The sequence below is a fragment of the Arthrobacter sp. PL16 genome (genome assembly GCF_035985055.1).
GTDB lineage: Bacteria > Actinomycetota > Actinomycetes > Actinomycetales > Micrococcaceae > Arthrobacter_D > Arthrobacter_D cheniae.
Genome location: NZ_JAXCIC010000006.1, coordinates 146,067 through 165,418 on the forward strand (window position 1 = coordinate 146,067; position 19,352 = coordinate 165,418).

The following is a 19,352-nucleotide window of genomic DNA, read 5'->3' on the forward strand; positions in this document are numbered from 1 at the left end:
TCGGCGCTCAGCCGGCGTGGGCAGTGCGGGCCGCCGTGACACCGACGCCCTCACTGCTCTCGCGCACGATCAACTCGGGCGGATGACGCACCGACTCCACGTCCTCGCCGTTCATCACGCGCCGGAGCATCGCGACCGCTGTGCGCCCGATCTCGACCATGGGCGAGCGCACCGACGTCAGGGGGATGGGGAGTTGCGCGGCCAGCGACGTGTCGTTGAAGCCGACGACGGCGACGTCCTGTCCGACCACGAGGCCGGCTGCCCGGAAGGCACCCATGGCTCCGATGGCCGCGAAGTCGTTGACGGCGAACACGGCGGTCGGGACGCCGCCTATGCCGCGAACGAGTTCCTCGCCTGCCTGCCGACCACCCTCGGTGTCGAAGCGCGACGGCAGGATGCGGTGCGCCGGAACCTCTCCCCCAAGCGCACGCCAGCGCTCGATGAAGCCTGCCGTCCGGTCCACTCCCGTGCTCGCGTAGAGCTCACCCGCGATGATGGCGACGGACCGGTGTCCCGCGGCCCACAGGTGGTCGGCCACCAGGCGCCCCCCGGCCGTGTCATCGCACGTGGAGGAGGGGAATCCGGAGTAGCGGCGGTTCATGAGGACGAAGGGCACATGGCGGGCCGTCAGGTCGTCGACGAGGCTGCTGCCCGCGTGCACGTCCCCGAGGATCAGGCCGTCGACCCGGCGGGCGAGCATGATCTCGGCCTTGCGCCGCTGCTCGTCGAGGTCATCGTGGGAGTTCATCACGAAGGTGGAGTGGTTGCTCTCCGCGGCAGCCTCCTCCACACCCTCGTACATGGTAGCCAAAACGATGTCGGAGAGCCTGGGCACGATGACGCCGATGGCCCGCGTACGGCGTGTCCGGAGACTCGTCGCGTGGGGATCAGGAGAGTAGCCGCGGAATTCCGCCAGTTCGCGCACACGGCGTGCGGTCTCCTTCGACGCGGCTCCCCGTGCCACGTCCGTGTCGGAATGCAGCACCCGGGAGACGGTGGAGACATGGATTCCCAACTCCGCGGCGAGGTCCTTCAGCGTGACTGCCGGGCGCCTTTTGCCAGGTGCTTTCATGCTGTCCCCTCCCCCTGTCCGCAGCGAAATTGTTTCAGCCGCATGAAATCTCGCAGGATCCATTGACGAGACCCAAGTCACATCCTATGGTTTTTCTCACGCAACCCAAACGATTGGGTTGCGTAAGGCACTCTCTTGGTTCGCCTTGCAGAAACCCGGTTACCTTCCCTTCGCGGGATGGGGTCCCCACGGCAACCCAAACGATTGGGTAGGAGGCAACGCGCATGGGGACGACGACAACCGGACAGGTCACACTGCTCGCCACCGGCGGCACGATCGCCTCCCGCACGGACTCCACGGCGGGTGCCACCGTAGCCGCCGACGCGGGAAGTGCCGTGCTCGCATCGGCAGGGCTGAGCGACATCGCCGTGGAGGTCGTGGACCTGATGCAGAAGGGCTCGTACCTGCTCACCTTCGACGACATGCTGACCGTACGCCGGGCCATCCAGGCGGCCCTTGCATCGACAACCACGCTCGGCGTCGTCGTCACGCACGGGACGGACACGATGGAGGAGACGGCCTACCTCGTGGATCTCCTCCACGACGACCCACGACCGGTCGTGTTCACCGGAGCGCAGAACGCAGCCGACAGCACCGACCCGGACGGCCCCTCGAACCTTCGTGCCGCGATCGCGCTCGCGGTGTCACCCGATGCCAGGGGCAGGGGTGCGCTCATCGTGTTCGACGGAGAGGTGCATACCGTCCCCGGCACCAGGAAGACCCAGACGACCAGGTTGCGCGCGTTCGGTAATCCTGATCGTGGAGCGGTCGGATCGGTGTCGACCGCCGGCGTCACAGCACTGGAGCCGGCCCCCGCACGCCTGGCCCCGCTCGGGACGCCTCCGAGCGGAGCATCCACCCGCGTGGACATCGTCGCCTGCTACCCCGGTGCTGATGCAGCCCTCTTCTCGGCGGCGCTGGCCGCCGGAGCCCGGGGCATCGTCCTCGAAGCCACCGGGCTGGGCAACGCGAACGCCGAACTGTGCGAGGCAGTACGCGGGGCGGTGCGCGACGGCGTCGTCGTCATCACGAGCACCCGCGTCCACGCTGGACCCGTGCGTGGCGTGTACGGAGCGGGCGGCGGCAGGACGCTCGAGGACGCCGGCGCGATCCCGTCCGGACTGCTCCGCCCGTCCCAGGCGCGGACCCTGCTCCACGCGCTGCTCGCCCTCGAACTCCCACCGGAAGACATAGCCCACCACGTGCTGCGACGTGGTCGCCTCACCGGTGACCCGTCCGGGCCACCATGACCTGCCCCGAACCCTCCCCACCCCACTATGGAAAGGCTGACCCATGACGAAGGACATCCAGATCGCCTTCGGCGTCGACGTCGACGCAGTTGCCGGAATGCTCGGCTCGTACGGCGGAGAGGATTCCCCGTGTGACATCTCCCGAGGGCTTTTCAGCGGGGACGTGGGAGGTCCACGGATCCTGCGCCTGTTCGAGAAGTACTCACTGCCGTCGACCTGGTTCGTCCCGGGGCACTCGCTCGAGACCTTCCCCGATCTCACGAGGATGATCGTCGACGCCGGTCATGAGATCGGCGTCCATGGCTATTCCCACGAGAACCCGATCGCCATGACCCGCGAGCAGGAGACGGCGATCCTCGACAGGTCGATCGAGCTCATCGAGAAGGTGTCCGGCCGCCGGCCCACGGGCTATGTGGCCCCGTGGTGGGAGTTCTCGCCCATCACCAACGAGATCCTCCTCGAGCGAGGCATCAAGTACGACCACTCACTCATGCACAACGACTTCGAGCCCTACTACGTGAGGGTCGGGGACAGCTGGACGAAGATCGACTACACCAAGCCCGCCGAGGCCTGGATGAAGCCCCTCGTACGCGGCCAGGAGACGGATCTCGTGGAGATCCCCGCGAACTGGTACCTCGACGACCTGCCTCCCATGATGTTCATCAAGGCCTCCCCGAACTCGCACGGTTTCGTCAATCCGCGGGACATCGAGCAGATGTGGCGGGACCAGTTCGACTGGGTCTACGCCGAGATGGACTCCGCCGTCTTCACCATGACCATCCACCCGGACGTCTCGGGCAGACCACAGGTACTGCTCATGCTCGAGCGCCTGATCCAGCACTTCAACTCACACGAAGGTGTCACCTGGCACACCTTCGACCAGATCGCCGACTCGTTCCTGGCGCGTAGTCCCCGAAAGGAAACCAACTGATGTCCATCAAAGAGGCGGGTGTCGACCTGTCGACACCGACGAGTAACGAGCAACGCAACTTCCCGGTGTTCTCGAAGAAGAAGACCAGCACGGCGACCGTCCTCGCCCTGCTCGCCTGGACCGTGGCGGTCTTCGACTACGGACTGTTCGGCACCCTGCTGCCGGCCATGCAGGAGGAATTCGGCTGGACCGCCCCGGAGGCCTACGCGGTCAACACCTGGATCGCCGTCGGTACCGCAATCGTCTGCTTCGGTATCGGACCGGTGATCGACCGCCTCGGCCGCAAGAAGGGGATGATGCTCACCGTCGGCGGCACCGCCGTCGTCTCGGGCGTCACCGCCTTCATTCCCGCCGGGCTCGGCGTCATCAGCAACTCGCTTCTCGTCTTCGTGCGGTCCTTCGGCGGGCTGGGCTTCTCCGAGCAGGCCGTCAACGCGACCTACATGAACGAGGTCTACCAGGTCACGGAGGACGAACGGAAGCGCAAGCGCCCGGGCTTCCACTACTCCTTCATCCAGGGCGGCTGGCCGCTGGGCTTCCTCCTGGCGAGCGCCCTCGCCCTCGTGTTCCTGCCGCTCCTCGGCTGGCGCGCCCTGTACCTCATGGCCACCATCCCGGCCATCATCATCGTGCTGCTCATCAGCAAGAAGCTGAAGGAGACCCCGCAGTTCGAGCTGCACCAGCGCCTCACCCAACTGGAGAAGGGCGGCAAGAGCGACGAAGCCCACGCGCTCGCAGCCGCCTACGGCGTCGAGCACTCCTCGACGTCGCCGCTCAAGCGCATCTGGGAAGGCGAGTTCCGCCGCAACACGATCGTCTTCTCCCTCGCCTGGATCCTCAACTTCTTCGGCATCGCGATCTTCAGCGTCCTCGGCACCTCGGTCCTCGCGAACGCCAAGGGCGTCCAGCTGTCCGATGCGTTCTGGATGCTGATCGTCATCAACCTCCTCGCCTACTTCGGCTACGTCTTCCACGGGTGGATCGGCGACAAGGTGGGACGCAAGAGGACCATTATCGTCGGGTGGATCATCTCGGGCCTGTCCTTCGCCGTGATGCTGAGCCCCCTCGTCTCGAGCCCGTTCCTGATCATCCTCACCTACGGCACCGGCCTGTTCTTCCTGGTCGGCCCGTACGCGGCCATCCAGTACTTCATGGCCGAGTGCTACCCGGTGAGCTGCCGGGCCACGGGCCTCGCCTTCATCGGAGCCATGAGCCAGCCGGGCACCATCATCGGCGGCGCGCTGTTCACGATCATCGCCGCTGCCGCTGGTACCGGTGCAGCCGCACTGTGGGTGGGCGCCCTGGGCACCCTGCTCTCGGGAGTCCTGATGATCGCCGCACGCCCCGTCGCGGCGGTGGCTCTCGAGGAACCCCATGCCGCAGTCTGAGGTCGCGATCGTGACAGGAGCGGCCAGCGGAATCGGCCGCGCGCTCGCCGTCCACTATGCCGGCAGGAACGTGAAGACCGTCATCGGGACCTTCCCCGGCGACCCGCACGATCCGGAGGAGACTCTGTCCGGCGTGCGGGCCGCGGGAGGCGAGGCAGTCATCCAGGAAGTCGACGTCCGCTCCTCGTCCTCCGTCGATGCCTTCGCGCAGCGCGCACTGGATGAGTACGGCCGGCTCGACTACGCGATCGCCAATGCGGGAATCCTCCGCAACGCGCCGCTGAACGAGCTGACGGACGACCTCTGGACGGCAATGCTCGACGTCGACCTGACGGGAGTCCTGCGCACGCTCCGCTCCGCCTCGCAACGGATGGACGGTCCCGGCGCTCTGGTAGCCGTCTCCTCGATAGCCGGCGGCGTCTACGGCTGGGAGGAGCACGCGCACTATGCGGCGGCGAAGTCCGGTGTCCTCGGACTCGTCCGCAGCGTTGCCTCCGAACTCGGGCCGCGACAGATCCGGGCCAACGCGGTAATTCCCGGCCTCATCGAGACACCGCAGTCGCTGGACCCCGTCAACTCGCTGGGGCCCGAGGGGCTCGAGCGGGCGGGGAAGGACATCCCGTGGGGGCGAGTGGGCCGGCCGGAGGAGGTCGCCGACGTGATCGGGTTCCTGACCTCGGATGCCTCCCGGTACGTCACGGGGCAGTCCCTCATCGTGGACGGCGGCCTGACCATCAAGATGCGCGCATGACTCCGGGCGGCGCGCGCGGCGTCGGTGGCCCTCGCACCGTCGTCGTCACGGGGGGCGCCAGCGGAATCGGTGCGGCCATCGCCGAGGGGTTCTCCGCCCAGGGTGACACCGTGGTGGTGCTGGACCGGACGCCCGGGTCCGGCATCATCGAGGTCGACGTCGCCAGCGAGGAAAGCGTCCGGGCCGCCTTCGCAGCGGTCCGGGAGCGCACCGGAACCATCGACGTCCTGGTCAACAGCGCCGGCCTGCTCACGGAATCGCGGCTCGAGGACATGTCCCTCGCGCTGTGGAGCGAGACCATCGCCGTCGACCTCACGGGAATCTTCCTCTGCTGCAGGGAGGTGATCGGCCCGATGCGGGACCAGCGCTGGGGGCGGATCATCAACATCTCCTCCCAGCTGGGCATCAAGGGCGGCGTGGGCCTCGCCCACTACACCGCCGCGAAGGCCGGTGTGATCGGGATGACCAAGGCGCTTGCGCTCGAAGTCTCGGCCGACAACGTGCTGGCCAACTGCATCGCACCCGGTCCCATCGAGACGCCGCTCGTCGACGGCATCTCCGAGGACTGGAAGGTCGCGAAGCGTGCGGAGTTGCCGCTGCGTCGTTTCGGCGTGCCCGCGGAGGTTGCGCCCACGGCGCTCCTCCTGGCGAGCGATCCCGGGGGCAACCTGTTCGTGGGGCAGACCCTCGGGCCCAACTCGGGCGATGTGATGCAGTGACGGGCGCCTCCGGGAACGGACGGCGCTGATGTGCGGCGCATGCGGCCGGACCGTCGTCGCAGATCCGACGCTCGGTCCCGTGCGCCGCACCCGGGACCTCCTCGTCGTGGCGCAGATCGTCAATGCCGTCACGAGCGGGTTGCCCGGCGCTCCGACCGCCCGTGTCAGCGGAGACGGATTCGTCCTCGCAGGGCGTACGGGCAGGAGTACCCCGTGCGACACGATCGAGGACCTCTGGCGCGTGCTGCACGACGTCGTTGCTCCCGGGGCGTTATCGGATCTTGCCCGGCGGATCGCCCGTGGGCTGCCGGCCGCAACTCCGCTCGCTGATCGAGTGCTGCGCGCAGGACTTTCGGCCCGCGCCCGTTGACGGTCACCGGGGGTCCCGAACCCTGCGACCCCCGGGTCCTGCCGGATCACCGGCCCCTACGACCCCTCGGTTCCTGCCCGGCCCCGGCCCCTGCGATCCCTCGGGTCCTGCCCGGCCCCGGCCCCTGCGACCCCTCGGGTCCTGCCCGGCTCCTCGGGTCCTGCCCGATGCCCGGCCCCGACAACTGCCTCGCCCGGCTGCGATGCCTACGGGTCGGGGCGCCGTCGCTCCCTGGTTTCGGGGCCGCAGGCTGCTTGCCTGCGGGTCGGGGCGCCGTCGTTCCCTCGTTTTAGGGTCCGAAGTGCGTGTCGCGGCGGGACGCGCTGGGCCTCGAGCCCCGAGCCCGCAAGAACCGGGAACGACGGCGGGATCCGGGGCATGTGTCGGAGGCATGTGTCCGAGGCATGTGTCGGTTGTCGCCCGCTGTGCCCACATACTTACCGGACAGGGCCCATGTCCACAGGACGTGCGGGAGGATAGGCCCGACTAATCGACATGGGAAGTATTGGGCAATGGGTTCGATGGATCGCGAGTGGTACCACGAGGACCGGGATGCGCGGACGAATGCCGTCCGCCGGTCCTCGTCGGGCAGGGTCCCACAGTGGTCGGTGGATGACGCCCTCCGCCAGTCGTCCGCTCCCCCGCCTTCGCGTGTCACGCGCGGGCACAAGAGGAGGAGACGGCCCGGCGCCCGGTTTCGGCTGCGGCTCGGGACCGCCGCGGTGCTCGCGCTCGTCGCCTTCCTCTACCTGACGCCGACGCTGTTCGACCGCTACGTGCTACCCGTTGCGCTGCCGTACCTGCCCGGAGCCGACGTACCGCCACGCGGCGTCGAGGCCGGCGACGTCCCGCTCGGTACGCCCCCACCCGCTCCCGCGTCGGCCTCCTTCCTGTTGATGGAGCCACCTGTCGAGTCGCAGGAATTCGTGGCGTACGATCCCTGCCGGCCGGTGCACTACGTGGTTCGCCCGGAGTACGCGCCCGCTGGATCCGAGGGACTCGTCCAGGCGGCTGTCGCCGAAGTCTCGGCGGCGACCGGGCTCCAGTTCGTCGACGACGGCACAACGACGGAGGCGCCCAGCGAGGATCGCGACCTGTACCAGCCGGAGTTGTACGGAAAGAGGTGGGCCCCGGTGCTCATCACGTGGACCACTCCCTCCGAAATTCCCGGTCTGGCGGGTGACGTCGCCGGGCTCGGAGGCAGCAGCTACGCCCGGACGCCGGGACAGCCCCTCGTGCTCACGGGCGGGCAGGTGCAACTCGACGCGCCTGACGCCGTCAACACCCTGCTGTACCCGGATGGTCAGGCATATCTGAAGGCGATCATCATGCACGAACTGGCGCACGTCGTCGGGCTCGACCACGTCGAGGACCCCGACCAGCTCATGTACCCGGCCGGGAGCGCGGTCTCGTTCGGGGAGGGTGACCGCGCCGGGCTCGCCCTGCTCGGTACCGGTCCCTGCGTACCCGAGCTCTGAGTTCTTGACCTGTGGCGGGATGCGTCCCTAGCGTGAGGCTATGGCCTCCTCCGACATCAGGTTCTACTTCGACCCCGTCTGCCCCTTCGCCTGGATGACCAGCCGGTGGGTGCGCATGGTCGCCGGGCAGCGCGACTACACCGTGGAATGGCGCTTCATCTCACTGCGCCTGCTCAACAGCCACATCGACTACAAAGCGCACTTCCCCGTCGGGTACGAAGCGGGCCACACCGCGGGCCTGCGCCTGCTTCGCGTCGCCGCGCGCACCCGGAACGAGCACGGGCCCGACACCGTCGCCCGCCTCTATGAGCAGCTCGGCACGCACATCTTCGACCTGCGCGAGGACGACTCCGACGGAGGCCACCGCGGCACGGTGGAGTTCCTCGCACCGATCCTCACGGAGATCGGGCTGCCCGCAGAGTTGGCCGGGGCCCTGGAGGATGCCTCGCTCGACACCGTCATACAGGCGGAGACCGACGAGGCGCTGTCCCTGACGGGCAAGGACGTCGGTACGCCGATCATCCACTTCGATCCGCCGGAGGGTGTGGCGTTCTTCGGCCCCGTGATCAGCCGCCTGCCCGAGGCCGAAGATGCCGGCGAGCTGTGGGACCACGTGGTGGGACTTGCCCGCTTTCCCGGGTTCGCCGAACTCAAGCGCAGCCTGCGGGAACGCCCGCAGCTGCGCAGCTTCGGGGTCGACGTCGGAGAAGCCGGACGTCAGGAGGACTGGCACGGCGGTAGCCGACGCACCAAGAAATAGGCAGTGGGGAAGGAATGCGACAACCGTCTTCGGCGTGGCAGGGTCCTCATGTCAGCATCGAGGGATGCCCTTACGCGGCCATGCGCATGGTGCCCCGAGGCTGCCTGTCAAGGTTGCGTCAATTCATACGGAAACCCGATCCCACCGAACCTCCTCGACCCCGTAAATTGATGCAATGAGCAATGATGCCGCCTCGACAGTCCTCCGTCCGTTCGATCCCGACGGGGGCAACGACCAGCCTGCCGAAGCACTCGAGGCAATGATCGCGAAGATCGAGGGCGAAGTTGCCGATCTCCAGTTCACCCGCTTCACCAACGACGACGCCGTGGCCCTCGGGCAGCTCCTCGTACAGCTGGGGGTGGGGCGCAACCTTCCCATCGCGATCGGCATCAGCAAGCCGAACCACATCCTCTTCCGGGCCGCGCTCGACGGCGCCACCCCCGACAATGACTTCTGGCTCGAGGCGAAGTCCCGCGTCGCAGCCCGCTACCTGTCGCCGTCGCTCCTCATCGGCCTTCAGGCCCGGCGCAACGGCGGACGCTACGAGGACAACCCCATGGCCGACCCGTCGACGCACGCGGCGCACGGCGGCTCCTTCCCGCTCTACATCAGGGGGGTAGGACCGGTTGCCACCGTCACGGTGTCCGGACTGCCGCAGCTCGAGGACCACCGGCTTGTCGTCGAGGCGCTCCGCACGTTCCACGCCGCGGAAGGCCTGTAGGACTGACGGCGGCGCCGCGACAGGTCCGTGGGGACGGCGCCGAGGCAGGCCCGGGGCGCCGCCGCATAGGCGATGTCCCTGGGGTGCGGAAGTTGTGCGAGGGCCCGGGGGCGGAGCCGCGTCGGCCGGCTCCCGGAGCAGTGGCGTCGTTCGAGGATGCGAAAGAGGCGGCGCCCCGGTGGGGACGCCGCCTCCTGCACTGCCGAACGGACCTACAGGGAGGCTTCGACGGCCTCCGCGATCGGGGTCTCACCGCTGTTGAACCGGATGGTCCTGTCCACGGTGCCGAGATTTCCAAGGACGACGGCGGCCACGTGGGCCACGTCCTCACGGGACACGGAATCCTGCTGCGGCTTGTCCGAGACCTCGATCTTCCCCGTACCGGGGTCCGTGGTCAGGGCGCCGGGACCCAGGATGGTCCAGGCGAGCTGCGAGTTCCGCAGGTGCTCGTCCGCCGCAGTCTTGGCCTCGGCGTAGTGGAAGAAGCCGTTCTCCTCGGGTACCCCGTGGTCCTTGCCGGCGCCGAGGTAGGACACCATGAGGTACCGGCCCACCGACGCCTGTTCGGCTGCGTCTATGGACCGGATTGCGGCATCGCGATCGACGGCGTAGGTCGCCTCGGGGCTGCTGCCGCCCGCACCGGCAGACCACACCACGGCGTCGTGACCGCGGAACACGTCGGCCATCCGGTCGACGGACAGGTCCGCGACGTCGGCTACGACCGGGGTGGCGCCCGCCTGCTCGACGTCGGCGGCGTGGTCCTGGTTACGGAAGATCGAGCTGACCTGATGGCCCTGGCTCGTGAGGATCTTCGTGAGGTGCAGCGCTACTTTTCCGTGCCCACCGATGATGGCTACGCGTGACATGGGGAACTCCTGACAGATATCGGATGACGTACTTCCGACGCTAGTCCCCGCCCCACGCACTGGCCACCGATGGTCGGGTGTTCTGCCGGTAGCGCATCCCTATTCCCGCCCTACTCGGGAAAGACTCGGGAAGGACTCAGGGCGCCTCGATGGGCAGCAGCAGGTCCTTGACCAGGGGGTCCGTCTCCAGGAACTCCTGGACGGCCGGGTCCGCGAACGCCTCCGTGAGCTTCCTGATGTTGTCGGTGTCGAGGTAATCGGTGCCGACAGTCAGCTGGGAGGCGAACTCGTCCGGTGCGGCCGGGGCGAAGATCTGCTTCTCGAGCGGCACCTTGGCGGCGACGTAGTACTCGGTGTAGCCGACGGCGGCGTCGAGGTCCGGCAGGGCACGGGACTGGGCGCCGAAATCCAGGAGCGTGAAGGTCAGGTTCTTCGGATTCGTCGCGATGTCATCCTGCGTCGCCTCCCACTTGTTGATGCCCTCCTTGAGGGTGATCAACCCGGCGCGTTCCAGGAGCCAGAGGCCCTGCGCCTCGTTGGCGGGGTCCGAGTAGAGCGAGACGGTCCCGCCGTCGGGGATCTGGTCCACGCTGGTGTACTTGTCGGACCAGATGCCGAAGCCCCAGCGGAAGACGGGCGTCACAGCGGTCTCGCGGAAGTCCGGGTTGGCCTCGAGCACCTGCCCGAGCCAGAGTTCGTGCTGGTAGACGGTCGCGGCCACCTCGCCCTCGCTGACGGCGCGGTTGATGGTGTTGCTGTCACTGAGTCCCTTGAACTCGATGTCGATCCCGTGCTTCGGGGCGACCTCGCGGTCGATGAATTCGATGAGCGCCTGCTCTGCGTGGTTCCCCTCGGCGGTGGCGACGAGGAGGGTGGCCCCATCCGTCTCGGCGGCGGACTCGGCGGGGTTGAGGAGCGGTACGGCGATGAAGGCACCGGCAGCGAGTACGACGACGGCGCCTCCCGCGATCCAGGGTGCCTTGCTCCGCTTCCGGAGGGTGAACCCGTGGTCGGACGCGGGGGTCCCGGGTGTAGGAGTGGTGGCAGGTGTGCTGTTCTCGGACATGGTGAAGCCTTTCTGGGCGCGCTGGAGGTAGCGCTGACGGGACGGAATGGAAGGGTGGGTGAAGAGAGGGTCAGGCGTGCTGCAGGCGTTTCTGCGGCGTCATGAAACGGACCAGGCGGTCGCCGGCGATCTGCACGACCGCCACGGTGACCACGAGGATCACGATGGTCGCGAGCATGACGGTGTTGTCGAAGCGCTGGTACCCGTAGGTGACGGCGACGTAGCCGATACCGCCGGCGCCGATGGTGCCCGCGATGGCCGAGTACTCGATCATCGCGATCACCTGGATGGTGAGGCCGCCGATCACCGCCGGGATGGCCTCGCTGAACTGCGCGGACCGCATGATCTGGAGGTTCGACCCGCCTGCCGCCCGTGCCACCTGCACGATGGAGGGAGGCACGGATCGCAGCGCGTTCTCGACGATCCTCGTGAAGAACGCGATGCCCGCGAGGGACATCGGCACGACGGCCGCTGCGATGCCGATGTTCGTGCCGGTGATGAACCGGGTGAACGGGACGATGGCCGCCATGAGGATGAGGAACGGCAGGGAGCGGCCGATGCTGATGATCCAGCTCAGCACCGCGTGCAGGGCCGGGCGTTCGTAGAGGCCCCCTGGGGCGACGTTGTGGAGGAGGACTCCGAGCGGCGTGCCCACCACGAGGACCACGACCATGACGATCCCGACCATGGTGACGGTCTCGCCGTAGGCGGGCAGCAGCAGGGCGGGAAGGTCGGCGAGGGGTACGTCGGCCCGGGGCAGGATGACGGCGCTCATGCCACGTCCTCTAGTGTCCCGGTGAGGACGCGGCCCGCGCCGGCCAGGAAGCCGCCGGACACGGCGTCGGCCGATCCGAGGGACGCGCGCGGACCGAGGGGCGGGCCGTCGTCGGGCGTTCCGCTCAGTCCGCAACGGGCCAGTGCAGCTGCGACGCGAGCGTCGTCGTCCGTCCCGATGCCGAGGGTCGCGCTGCCGGTGTTGACGCCGTGCACCGTCTCGACGGAGGCGCCGAGCAGGTGCACGGCCGTGCCGAGGTCCGCCGTGACACGCTGGATCCAGTCGCCCGGCACCACGGTGGAGTCATAGGTGACGAACCAGGTGCGCGTCCCGGCTTCGGGGCCGGCATGACCGCGGCGGGGCTGCAGCGAGCGCCCCAGCTGGGACTCGTGCGAGGTCAGGAGCTCCACGAGGGTGCCCTGCTCCACGATCCGGCCGTGGTCGAGGCGGGCCACGGTGTCGGCGACCTGCCGGACGGTGTCCATCTCGTGGGTGATGAAGACGACGGTGAGGTCGAGGTCGTCCCGCAACTGCCGGATGAGGCCGACGACGGACCGTGTGGTGTCCGGATCGAGTCCGGACGTCGCCTCGTCCGCCAGCAGGATGGAGGGCCGCAGTGCCAGCGCCCGTGCTATGCCGACGCGCTGCGCCTGCCCGCCGGAGAGCTGGAACGGATAATGCCCTGCCTTGTCCGCCAGGCCCACGCGGTCCAGCAGTTCGGCCACCCGCGCCCTGGCTTCGTTCGGCGTGACCCCCAGGTATTCGAGGGGCAATGCGATGTTCTCGGCGGCGGTCCGGCGGCTCAGGAGGCTCGAGGACTGGAAGACGGTGCCGATGCGCCGCCGCGCCTCGCGGAGCCGTTTCTCCGGCAGGCCCGAGAGCTCCTCGCCGTTCACGACGACGGACCCGGACGTGGGCCGTTCGAGCAGGTTGATGCACTGGGCGAGGGTGCTCTTGCCCGCGCCGCTCGGGCCGACGACCGCGGCAATGCGGCCCGTCGGTACCTCGAAGTCGAGGCGGTCGAGCACGGTGACGGCGGTGTCTCCGCGGCCGTACGTCTTGGTGAGTTGTCTCAGGGTGATCATGGGGTTCCTTGCACGTATCAGGGGTGACAGGGGCGCGTCAGGGGCGGACGGTCTGGAGGCGGTAGCGCGCGCCGCGGTGCTCCTCGGGCAGGCGGTCGCCCTTGCCGAAGAGCTTCTGGCGCAGCGTCCCCTCGGCGTACTCCGTGGGATAGGCTCCGCGCTTCTGCAGCTCCGGGATGACGTGGGTGATGACATCCTCGAAGGAGCCGGGTGTGATGGCGTACGCCAGGTTGAACCCGTCCACGTCGGTTTCCTCGACCCAGGACTGCAGCTCGTCGGCCACCTGCGCGCCGGAGCCCACGATCCGCGGCCCCAGGCCGCCGATGCCCGCCCACTCCGCGATGTCACGCACGGTCCAGGGGGCGCCGTCGTCGTTGACCTTCTGGAAGTTGGCGACGGCCGACTGGATGGCGTTGGACTTCACGTTGCCGATGGGCTCGTCGGGGTCGTAGGCGCTCAGGTCGATGCCGAGCCACCCGGAGAGCAGCACGAGGGCGCCCTCGTAGCTGACGTACTGCTGGTAGTCGGCGTGCTTTGCCTGCGCCTTCTCCTCGGTCTCGTCGGTGATGACGGTCAGCATCGTGTAGATGCGGACGGAGTACCGGTCGCGGCCCTCGGCCTCGACGGCGTCGCGGATCTTCGTGACGGCGTCCTTCAGGATGGGCTTGGTGGGCGCGCCGACGAAGACCGCTTCGGCGTTGCCCGCGGCGAAGGCGATGCCCCGCGGCGAGGCTCCCGCCTGGTAGATGACGGGCGTCCGCTGGGGTGAGGGTTCGCTGAGGTGGATGCCGGGAACGGTGAAGAAGGTGCCCTGGTGGTTGATGTCGTGCACCTTGGCGGGGTCGGTGAAGATTCCGGTCTCGCGGTCGCGGACGACGGCGTCGTCCTCCCAGGAACCCTCGAGCAGCTTGTAGAGCACCTCGAGGTACTCGTCCGCGTGGTTGTAGCGCTCGTCGTGTTCCAGCTGGTCCTCGTTACCCATGTTCCGCGCTGCGGAGGGGAGGTACCCGGTGACGACGTTCCAGCCGACCCTGCCGTTGGTCAGGTGGTCGAGCGTGGAGAGGCGGCGGGCAAAGGGGTAGGGGTGTTCGTAGGCGGTGCCGGCGGTGACGCCGAAGCCGAGGTGCTCGGTGACCAGGGCCATCGCGGAGACCAGCAGGAAGGGATCGTTGACCGGCGTCTGGGTGCCCTGCCGCAGGGTCGCCTCGTTGGATCCGCCGTAGACGTCGTAGGTGCCGAGGACGTCGGCGATGAAGATGCCGTCGAACAGGCCCTTCTCGAGCGTCCGGGCGAGGTCGGCCCAGTAGCGCAGGTCCTTGTAACGCCAGGACTGGTCCTCCGGGTGGCGCCAGAGGCCGGGCGACTGGTGGCCTACGCAGTTCATGTCGAACGCGTTGAAGCGGATGTGGCGGGGTGCAGCGGGCATGGGGATCCTCATGTCAGGGCACTGCCGTAGGGAAGCGCCATACTTGTCCGCACGGTGCATGCCGGACCGAATCCTCACCTGGGGCACCCCGCTACAGCGAGAGGGTTGCCGTCCAACAAACCAGGGTTTTGCGTTGGAACTCTTGATTCTGGTGACGAGCCTAGGTCGGCGGTGACAGCGGCGTCCAGAGCCGATCGTCACGCGGCGTCATGAATGACCGGCTACCGGAGGTAGGACGCCCCGTTGACGTCGATCACGGTGCCGCTTACCCAGAGCGGCGCCTCGGTGGCCAGCCAGGCCACGGATTCGGCTACGTCCCCGGGCGTCGCCACCCGCCCGAAGGGGCTCTGCGCCCGCACCGCATCCCCGCCCGGGCCGTCGAGCACGCTCCTGCCCATGTCGGTCTCCACGAAACCCGGAGCCACCGCGGCCGTGAGGATGCCGTGGGGCGCGAGGGCGACGGCGAGCGACTGCGTCATCGCGTGGAGGCCGGCTTTGCTCGCACCGTACGCCGGCGTTATCGGCTCGCCTCGGTAGGCACCGCGCGATCCGACGCTGATCAGGCGTCCACCCGACGGACCCGAGGGACGCTCGAGGAGGTGGCGCGCCACCAGCCAGGACAGGTTTGCAGGGCCCAGCAGGTTGACGTCGATGGTCCGGCGCCAGGCCTGCTGCCAGTCGCCGAAGGAGGTGGTGTCGATGGGATGAGCCTCGAAGATCCCTGCGTTGTTGACGAGGACGTCGACGCCGCCGAGGCCTGCGACGGCGTCGTCGACAATCTGCCGGCACGCGTCGGGATCACCTGCATCGCCCACCACGACCACGTGGCCCGAGCCGGGCAATCCGCTCCGGACAGCCTCCGCTGCCGCCACGTCCCGCCCCGCGTGCACCGCGACCCGATGTCCACGGGAGGCCACTTCGTGGGCGATCGACGCGCCGATGCCTCGACTCGCCCCGGTCACCAGGATGTTCGATGTCATGGATCAGACGCTACAACGTGCACGGGCCGGACGCCCGAGGCGTGCAGCCATGGACACCCGGCCCGAACCCGCTGTGAGCCTTGCTACGCTGAAAGGCCATGCCCGAAAACTCCGCCGAAGGAGCCCGATGGACCCGTTCGACGCCCGTATCGACAGCGGGATGCTGATTCTGCGCTGGCGGCGTGGGGTCGAGATCACCCACTCACGCGCTGTGGCTGCAGCCCGGGCGCTCGCGGAATTCCACGGTCCAACAGCCCTGCCGCTCCTTGTCCACATGCACGGAATCAGCGGCGTGACACCCGAGGCGCGCATAGGGATGATGGGCTACCGCGGCTTCTCGCGGGTCGCGCTGGTCGGCGAGGACGTCATCGACGAGGTGATGTCCGGCTTCTCGCACCGCTCCCCCACGACCACGCGCTACTTCACCTCGGAGCCCGACGCCGTGGCGTGGCTCATGGACAGCAGCGCAGCCCCGGTGCAGGCACCCGGGCTCGACTGACCTGCTCCTGGTTCGACCAGGGCAACACCTGCGCAACCCCGCCGGCGTCGTTGACCGCCCTGTGCGGCGAATGCCAGAGTGACTGCATGAGCACCGATCATCCCGGAGTCGAGGTCAGCACCGACGAGGCGAAGAGCCGTTACGTCGCCACGCTCGACGGCGATCCCGTCGGCTTCGCCGCATACGAGCGGTCCGGCGACACGATCGTCTTCACGCACACCGTCGTCGACGAGGAACTCGAGGGCCAGGGCGTCGGAAGCACGCTCATCCGGCACGCCCTCGACGACTCCCGTCTCCGGCGCCTCACCGTCGTGCCGGAGTGCGAATTCGTGGTGGCGTTCATCGAGGACCACCCCGAGTACCGGGACCTAATCGCTTAGGCCCACCCGACTAGCCGCTCGCGGTAGCTAGAACTGGATGCCGCGGCTGAGCCCGCCGTCGATCAGCAGATTGGCGCCGGTGGTTCGGCTGGAGCGCGGGCTCGCCAGGAAGACGACGGCGTCCGCCACCTCCTGCGGCGTGCCCATGCGGCCCGTCGGGTTCAGGCCCATCGCGGTCGCGAAGAACTCGGGGTTGCCGGCCTCGATGCCCTGCCACACTCCGCCCTCGTGGTACGTGTTGCCGGGCGAGACGGTGTTGGCGCGGATGCCCTGTGCGGCGAGCTGGAAGGCGAGGCCGGCCATGTAGGCGATCAGGGCGGATTTCACTGTCCCGTAGGGGCCGGAGGCGAAGTCCACCTCGCGGCCGGAAACGCTCGAGATGGCGGTGATCGACGGCGTCGAGCTCTTCCCGAGATAGGGCAGCGAAGCCTTCACGAGACGCACCGTACCGAGGAGGTCCACCCGCAGGCTCTCCTCCCAGTTCGCCTCGGTGTCCTCGATCGCCAGTGCGCTGACATTGCTCACCACAGCATCGATGCCACCGAAGTCCGCCGCCACGGTGTCGACCCAGGCCGGCACCGCCAGGCTGTCGCCGACGTCGAGCACGTAACCGCTGACACGACCCGCCAACGACGCAAGGGCCTCCTCCGTCGCCGCCACCTCCCCGGCGTCGCGGGCACAGAACGCAACGTTCACGCCCTCCTGCGCGAAGGATTGCACGATCGCGCGGCCGATGCCCTTGGTCCCGCCGGTGACGAGGGCGGTGGTGCCGGTCAGATGCAGATCCATGGTTGTCCTTCAGTCGGGTTGCGGTGTTTCGCTGGAACAGGGACGCCGGTCAGCGCAGCCCGGCGCCCTGCCGTCGCAGGTGCGCATGGAGCCCGCCGTAGGCATCAGCGGCTGGGAAGAGTGCCTTCGGGGCCTTCACCACCACGCTGTAGTTGACGTCCACGGCGTTGGCGATCGGCGCGAGCGCCGTCTGGGTCAGGAGCTGGTAGGCGTCCAGCTGGTGCAGCCCGAAGAGGTCGCCGAACCACCGCACCATCTCCACCTGCCCGATGCGCCATGAATCCTCCATCGGTCGCGATGACCCGACGGCGCCCCAGTGGTAGTCCGTCTCGAAGCGTGGCCAAGCGGGAGCACCACCCTTGACGAGTTCCACGATGATCGTCGAGTGCATGGCGCCCTCGACGGCGGTGCCGCAGGCCTCGCCCTCGCCCTGGCGGTAGTGCCCGTCCCCGATGGAGAACAGGGCCCCCTCGACGTTCACGCCGAGGTAGACCGTGGTGCCGGCCTTCACGTCCGGGGCGTCCATGTTGCCGCCGAACCGCTCGGGCACCAGGCTCGAGCGCACCTCGCCGCCGGGGGGCGCGACACCGACGGTCCCGAGCATCGGTTCGAGCGGCAGCGCGACCTCGAAATCACCCAGACGTGACTGGAAGCCGACCGTCCGCCGCTCCGTGTCCACGTGGTAGATCCACGTGATGTCGGCCAACGGTTCCTGCAGGGTGGCCGTTCGGTCGGTGCTCGTGAGGCCGCCAAAGAACGGGATGGTAGCCGAGGCGCCGTAGGACCGGGCCGGCGTGAGGTCTACGATGTGGAGCGCCAGCGTATCCCCTGGTTCCGCGCCCTCGACATAGAAGGGACCGGTCTGCGGGTTGACGAAATTCAGGTCCACCTTCTCCCCCGACACGTCGTCCACCGAGGTGAGGGCGTTGTTGAAAGCATCCTCGGACCAGAGCCTGAGCGCAGTGCCGGGCTGGACCGTCAGAACCGGGGCACTACCGCCGAAGGTGTACACCAGCTGGTCCCGGCGCGGATGGTACTCGATGATCTCCATGACCGGATGCTACGGGTAGGCTCCGGTCGCGACAAGGGTCGTAGCAGGCCGCTTCTGCTACCCACCCGGCCCGGGCCGCGCATCGTCGCCCGGCGGAACGGGTGGCCTGCCCAGGTAGCGTCGGTTCTGGACCGGGAAGTCGGTGGTGACTGCATCGACACCGAGATCCACGACGGCCTGCACGTCCTCGGGCGAGTTCACCGTGTAGACGCTCACGGCAAGCCCTGCCCCATGCACCCTCGCGACATCCCGGGCGGTGAGGCGCCGGTAGTTCGTGCCGATCGAGCGGGCGTAGGTGGCCAGGTCCGCCAGCACCCCGGCACCCGGCACCGCTCCGATGAGCTGCTGTAGCGGAACCTCGGGGGCCAATGCGGAGAACGCGCGGTTCGAGGCCGCGTCGAAGCCGATCACCTGTACCTTGCCGTCGGACACCAGCGCCCGCCAGGCAGGATGGTTGAGCAACCTGTCCGCCACGACATCCTCGATGCCGGGTGAGTTCCGTGGCGTCTTGATCTCGATGTAGACGCCTGTTGCGCCGGCCTCGGCACCAACGGCGTCGTCGAGGTGCGGGATGCGCTCGCCCTTGAACCGCTCGTCGAAGGAGGAACCGGCGTCGAGCTGCTGGAGCTCGGCCCAGGTGAAGGTCGTGATGGGATCGGACGCGCGTCCGGGAAAGATGTTCTCCACGTCGGTGGTGCGGGCGGGTGTGTCGTCGTGGAAGAGGAAGGGGACGCCGTCGGCGCTGAGCTGGACATCGACCTCAATGAAGTCAGCCCCCGATGAGCGACCCTCGATGAAGGCAGCGACAGTGTTCTCGGGCGCTGTTCCCCCGGCGCCCCGGTGACCGACAAGGACCGGTCCGTTCACCGACCGCTTCGCTGCGCGGCGACCACCCCTGGCGCCGATGGGCCTGGCCTGCGCAGGCCCTGCAAGGCGCGAGAACCCGACGGCCATCGCGGAGCGGATGGAGCGGGCAGTACGGGACAGCATGGGTG

Annotated in this window: 21 protein-coding genes and 1 riboswitch; of the genes, 11 read left to right on the forward strand and 10 right to left on the reverse strand. The window is 68.4% G+C overall.

What is annotated here, in order from left to right; translation table 11 throughout:
* Positions 1 to 7: 7 nt before the first annotated feature.
* Positions 8 to 1,072, reverse strand: coding sequence for a LacI family DNA-binding transcriptional regulator (locus tag RCH21_RS13160; protein ID WP_326964770.1), 1,065 nt, complete (start codon positions 1,070 to 1,072; stop codon positions 8 to 10).
* A gap of 224 nt (positions 1,073 to 1,296) precedes the next feature.
* Here RCH21_RS13160 and RCH21_RS13165 point away from each other — a divergent pair, with 224 nt between their 5' ends.
* The 9 genes from RCH21_RS13165 to RCH21_RS13205 all read left to right on the forward strand — a co-directional run bounded on the left by RCH21_RS13165 (position 1,297) and on the right by RCH21_RS13205 (position 9,440).
* The gene (locus tag RCH21_RS13165; protein ID WP_326964771.1) at positions 1,297 to 2,322 is read left to right on the forward strand and encodes an asparaginase; all 1,026 of its coding nucleotides are present in this window, start codon (positions 1,297 to 1,299) and stop codon (positions 2,320 to 2,322) included.
* A 43-nt stretch (positions 2,323 to 2,365) separates the two neighbouring features.
* Positions 2,366 to 3,253, forward strand: a complete 888-nt coding sequence (locus tag RCH21_RS13170) for a polysaccharide deacetylase family protein (protein WP_120149677.1) — start codon at positions 2,366 to 2,368, stop codon at positions 3,251 to 3,253.
* On the forward strand, positions 3,253 to 4,641 hold the full coding sequence (locus tag RCH21_RS13175) for an MFS transporter (protein ID WP_120149678.1): 1,389 nt from the start codon (positions 3,253 to 3,255) through the stop codon (positions 4,639 to 4,641). The genes RCH21_RS13170 and RCH21_RS13175 overlap by 1 nt, the downstream gene beginning before the upstream one ends.
* Positions 4,628 to 5,392 carry an SDR family NAD(P)-dependent oxidoreductase gene (locus tag RCH21_RS13180; protein WP_326964772.1) on the forward strand — a complete coding sequence of 255 codons (765 nt, stop codon included), beginning with the start codon at positions 4,628 to 4,630 and terminating at the stop codon, positions 5,390 to 5,392. Before RCH21_RS13175 ends, RCH21_RS13180 begins: the two co-directional genes overlap by 14 nt.
* Positions 5,389 to 6,111 carry an SDR family NAD(P)-dependent oxidoreductase gene (locus tag RCH21_RS13185; RefSeq protein WP_326964773.1) on the forward strand — a complete coding sequence of 241 codons (723 nt, stop codon included), beginning with the start codon at positions 5,389 to 5,391 and terminating at the stop codon, positions 6,109 to 6,111. The genes RCH21_RS13180 and RCH21_RS13185 overlap by 4 nt, the downstream gene beginning before the upstream one ends.
* A gap of 28 nt (positions 6,112 to 6,139) precedes the next feature.
* Positions 6,140 to 6,481, forward strand: coding sequence for a hypothetical protein (locus tag RCH21_RS13190; RefSeq protein ID WP_326964774.1), 342 nt, complete (start codon positions 6,140 to 6,142; stop codon positions 6,479 to 6,481).
* A 512-nt stretch (positions 6,482 to 6,993) separates the two neighbouring features.
* Positions 6,994 to 7,959, forward strand: coding sequence for a matrixin family metalloprotease (locus RCH21_RS13195; protein ID WP_326964775.1), 966 nt, complete (start codon positions 6,994 to 6,996; stop codon positions 7,957 to 7,959).
* Between the two features lie 40 nt (positions 7,960 to 7,999).
* The gene (locus tag RCH21_RS13200; protein ID WP_326964776.1) at positions 8,000 to 8,719 is read left to right on the forward strand and encodes a mycothiol-dependent nitroreductase Rv2466c family protein; all 720 of its coding nucleotides are present in this window, start codon (positions 8,000 to 8,002) and stop codon (positions 8,717 to 8,719) included.
* Positions 8,720 to 8,894: 175 nt separating this feature from the next.
* The gene (locus RCH21_RS13205; RefSeq protein ID WP_326964777.1) at positions 8,895 to 9,440 is read left to right on the forward strand and encodes a heme-degrading domain-containing protein; all 546 of its coding nucleotides are present in this window, start codon (positions 8,895 to 8,897) and stop codon (positions 9,438 to 9,440) included.
* Between the two features lie 212 nt (positions 9,441 to 9,652).
* Here RCH21_RS13205 and RCH21_RS13210 read toward each other — a convergent pair whose 3' ends face one another.
* The 6 genes from RCH21_RS13210 to RCH21_RS13235 form a co-directional block, all read right to left on the reverse strand.
* Entirely contained in the window at positions 9,653 to 10,306 is a 654-nt protein-coding gene (locus tag RCH21_RS13210) for an SDR family oxidoreductase (protein ID WP_326964778.1), read from the reverse strand.
* Between the two features lie 136 nt (positions 10,307 to 10,442).
* Entirely contained in the window at positions 10,443 to 11,372 is a 930-nt protein-coding gene (locus RCH21_RS13215; RefSeq protein ID WP_326964779.1) for a MetQ/NlpA family ABC transporter substrate-binding protein, read from the reverse strand.
* 70 nt (positions 11,373 to 11,442) lie between these two features.
* The gene (locus tag RCH21_RS13220) at positions 11,443 to 12,147 is read right to left on the reverse strand and encodes a methionine ABC transporter permease (RefSeq protein WP_326964780.1); all 705 of its coding nucleotides are present in this window, start codon (positions 12,145 to 12,147) and stop codon (positions 11,443 to 11,445) included.
* Complete coding sequence (locus RCH21_RS13225; protein WP_326964781.1) at positions 12,144 to 13,232, reverse strand: methionine ABC transporter ATP-binding protein; 1,089 nt, start codon at positions 13,230 to 13,232, stop codon at positions 12,144 to 12,146. Before RCH21_RS13225 ends, RCH21_RS13220 begins: the two co-directional genes overlap by 4 nt.
* Before the next feature lie 37 nt (positions 13,233 to 13,269).
* Positions 13,270 to 14,658: an LLM class flavin-dependent oxidoreductase gene (locus RCH21_RS13230; protein WP_326964782.1), complete on the reverse strand. Its 1,389-nt coding sequence runs from the start codon at positions 14,656 to 14,658 to the stop codon at positions 13,270 to 13,272.
* 34 nt (positions 14,659 to 14,692) lie between these two features.
* A riboswitch (SAM riboswitch) is annotated at positions 14,693 to 14,806 on the reverse strand.
* 73 nt (positions 14,807 to 14,879) lie between these two features.
* A complete protein-coding gene (locus RCH21_RS13235; protein WP_326964783.1) occupies positions 14,880 to 15,638 on the reverse strand; it encodes an SDR family NAD(P)-dependent oxidoreductase in 759 nt (252 codons plus the stop codon).
* Between the two features lie 127 nt (positions 15,639 to 15,765).
* Between RCH21_RS13235 and RCH21_RS13240 the strand changes: the two genes are divergently transcribed.
* Positions 15,766 to 16,137 (forward strand): STAS/SEC14 domain-containing protein, encoded by a 372-nt coding sequence (locus tag RCH21_RS13240; protein WP_326964784.1) that lies wholly within the window; start codon positions 15,766 to 15,768, stop codon positions 16,135 to 16,137.
* An 86-nt stretch (positions 16,138 to 16,223) separates the two neighbouring features.
* A complete protein-coding gene (locus RCH21_RS13245) occupies positions 16,224 to 16,517 on the forward strand; it encodes a GNAT family N-acetyltransferase (RefSeq protein ID WP_326964785.1) in 294 nt (97 codons plus the stop codon).
* A gap of 27 nt (positions 16,518 to 16,544) precedes the next feature.
* Here the strand turns inward: RCH21_RS13245 and RCH21_RS13250 are convergent, their stop codons facing one another.
* From RCH21_RS13250 to RCH21_RS13260, 3 genes are read right to left on the reverse strand one after another with little or no spacing between them, the layout of a single operon-like run.
* Positions 16,545 to 17,306, reverse strand: coding sequence for an SDR family NAD(P)-dependent oxidoreductase (locus RCH21_RS13250; RefSeq protein WP_326964786.1), 762 nt, complete (start codon positions 17,304 to 17,306; stop codon positions 16,545 to 16,547).
* Positions 17,307 to 17,355: 49 nt separating this feature from the next.
* Positions 17,356 to 18,357 carry an acetamidase/formamidase family protein gene (locus tag RCH21_RS13255; RefSeq protein ID WP_326964787.1) on the reverse strand — a complete coding sequence of 334 codons (1,002 nt, stop codon included), beginning with the start codon at positions 18,355 to 18,357 and terminating at the stop codon, positions 17,356 to 17,358.
* A 57-nt stretch (positions 18,358 to 18,414) separates the two neighbouring features.
* Positions 18,415 to 19,347, reverse strand: a complete 933-nt coding sequence (locus RCH21_RS13260; RefSeq protein ID WP_326964788.1) for a glycerophosphodiester phosphodiesterase — start codon at positions 19,345 to 19,347, stop codon at positions 18,415 to 18,417.
* Positions 19,348 to 19,352: the final 5 nt, after the last annotated feature.

Bases quoted from the DNA above. Each gene is read 5' to 3' on its own strand.
- RCH21_RS13165 (WP_326964771.1), top strand. From the start codon at position 1,297: ATGGGGACGACGACAACCGGACAGGTCACACTGCTCGCCACCGGCGGC.
- RCH21_RS13245 (WP_326964785.1), top strand. From the start codon at position 16,224: ATGAGCACCGATCATCCCGGAGTCGAGGTCAGCACCGACGAGGCGAAG.
- RCH21_RS13240 (WP_326964784.1), top strand. From the start codon at position 15,766: ATGGACCCGTTCGACGCCCGTATCGACAGCGGGATGCTGATTCTGCGC.
- RCH21_RS13180 (WP_326964772.1), top strand. From the start codon at position 4,628: ATGCCGCAGTCTGAGGTCGCGATCGTGACAGGAGCGGCCAGCGGAATC.
- RCH21_RS13225 (WP_326964781.1), bottom strand. From the start codon at position 13,232: ATGATCACCCTGAGACAACTCACCAAGACGTACGGCCGCGGAGACACC.
- RCH21_RS13170 (WP_120149677.1), top strand. From the start codon at position 2,366: ATGACGAAGGACATCCAGATCGCCTTCGGCGTCGACGTCGACGCAGTT.
- RCH21_RS13255 (WP_326964787.1), bottom strand. From the start codon at position 18,357: ATGGAGATCATCGAGTACCATCCGCGCCGGGACCAGCTGGTGTACACC.
- RCH21_RS13210 (WP_326964778.1), bottom strand. From the start codon at position 10,306: ATGTCACGCGTAGCCATCATCGGTGGGCACGGAAAAGTAGCGCTGCAC.
- RCH21_RS13260 (WP_326964788.1), bottom strand. From the start codon at position 19,347: ATGCTGTCCCGTACTGCCCGCTCCATCCGCTCCGCGATGGCCGTCGGG.
- RCH21_RS13195 (WP_326964775.1), top strand. From the start codon at position 6,994: ATGGGTTCGATGGATCGCGAGTGGTACCACGAGGACCGGGATGCGCGG.
- RCH21_RS13215 (WP_326964779.1), bottom strand. From the start codon at position 11,372: ATGTCCGAGAACAGCACACCTGCCACCACTCCTACACCCGGGACCCCC.
- RCH21_RS13160 (WP_326964770.1), bottom strand. From the start codon at position 1,072: ATGAAAGCACCTGGCAAAAGGCGCCCGGCAGTCACGCTGAAGGACCTC.
- RCH21_RS13190 (WP_326964774.1), top strand. From the start codon at position 6,140: ATGTGCGGCGCATGCGGCCGGACCGTCGTCGCAGATCCGACGCTCGGT.
- RCH21_RS13250 (WP_326964786.1), bottom strand. From the start codon at position 17,306: ATGGATCTGCATCTGACCGGCACCACCGCCCTCGTCACCGGCGGGACC.
- RCH21_RS13235 (WP_326964783.1), bottom strand. From the start codon at position 15,638: ATGACATCGAACATCCTGGTGACCGGGGCGAGTCGAGGCATCGGCGCG.
- RCH21_RS13185 (WP_326964773.1), top strand. From the start codon at position 5,389: ATGACTCCGGGCGGCGCGCGCGGCGTCGGTGGCCCTCGCACCGTCGTC.
- RCH21_RS13220 (WP_326964780.1), bottom strand. From the start codon at position 12,147: ATGAGCGCCGTCATCCTGCCCCGGGCCGACGTACCCCTCGCCGACCTT.
- RCH21_RS13205 (WP_326964777.1), top strand. From the start codon at position 8,895: ATGAGCAATGATGCCGCCTCGACAGTCCTCCGTCCGTTCGATCCCGAC.
- RCH21_RS13230 (WP_326964782.1), bottom strand. From the start codon at position 14,658: ATGCCCGCTGCACCCCGCCACATCCGCTTCAACGCGTTCGACATGAAC.
- RCH21_RS13175 (WP_120149678.1), top strand. From the start codon at position 3,253: ATGTCCATCAAAGAGGCGGGTGTCGACCTGTCGACACCGACGAGTAAC.
- RCH21_RS13200 (WP_326964776.1), top strand. From the start codon at position 8,000: ATGGCCTCCTCCGACATCAGGTTCTACTTCGACCCCGTCTGCCCCTTC.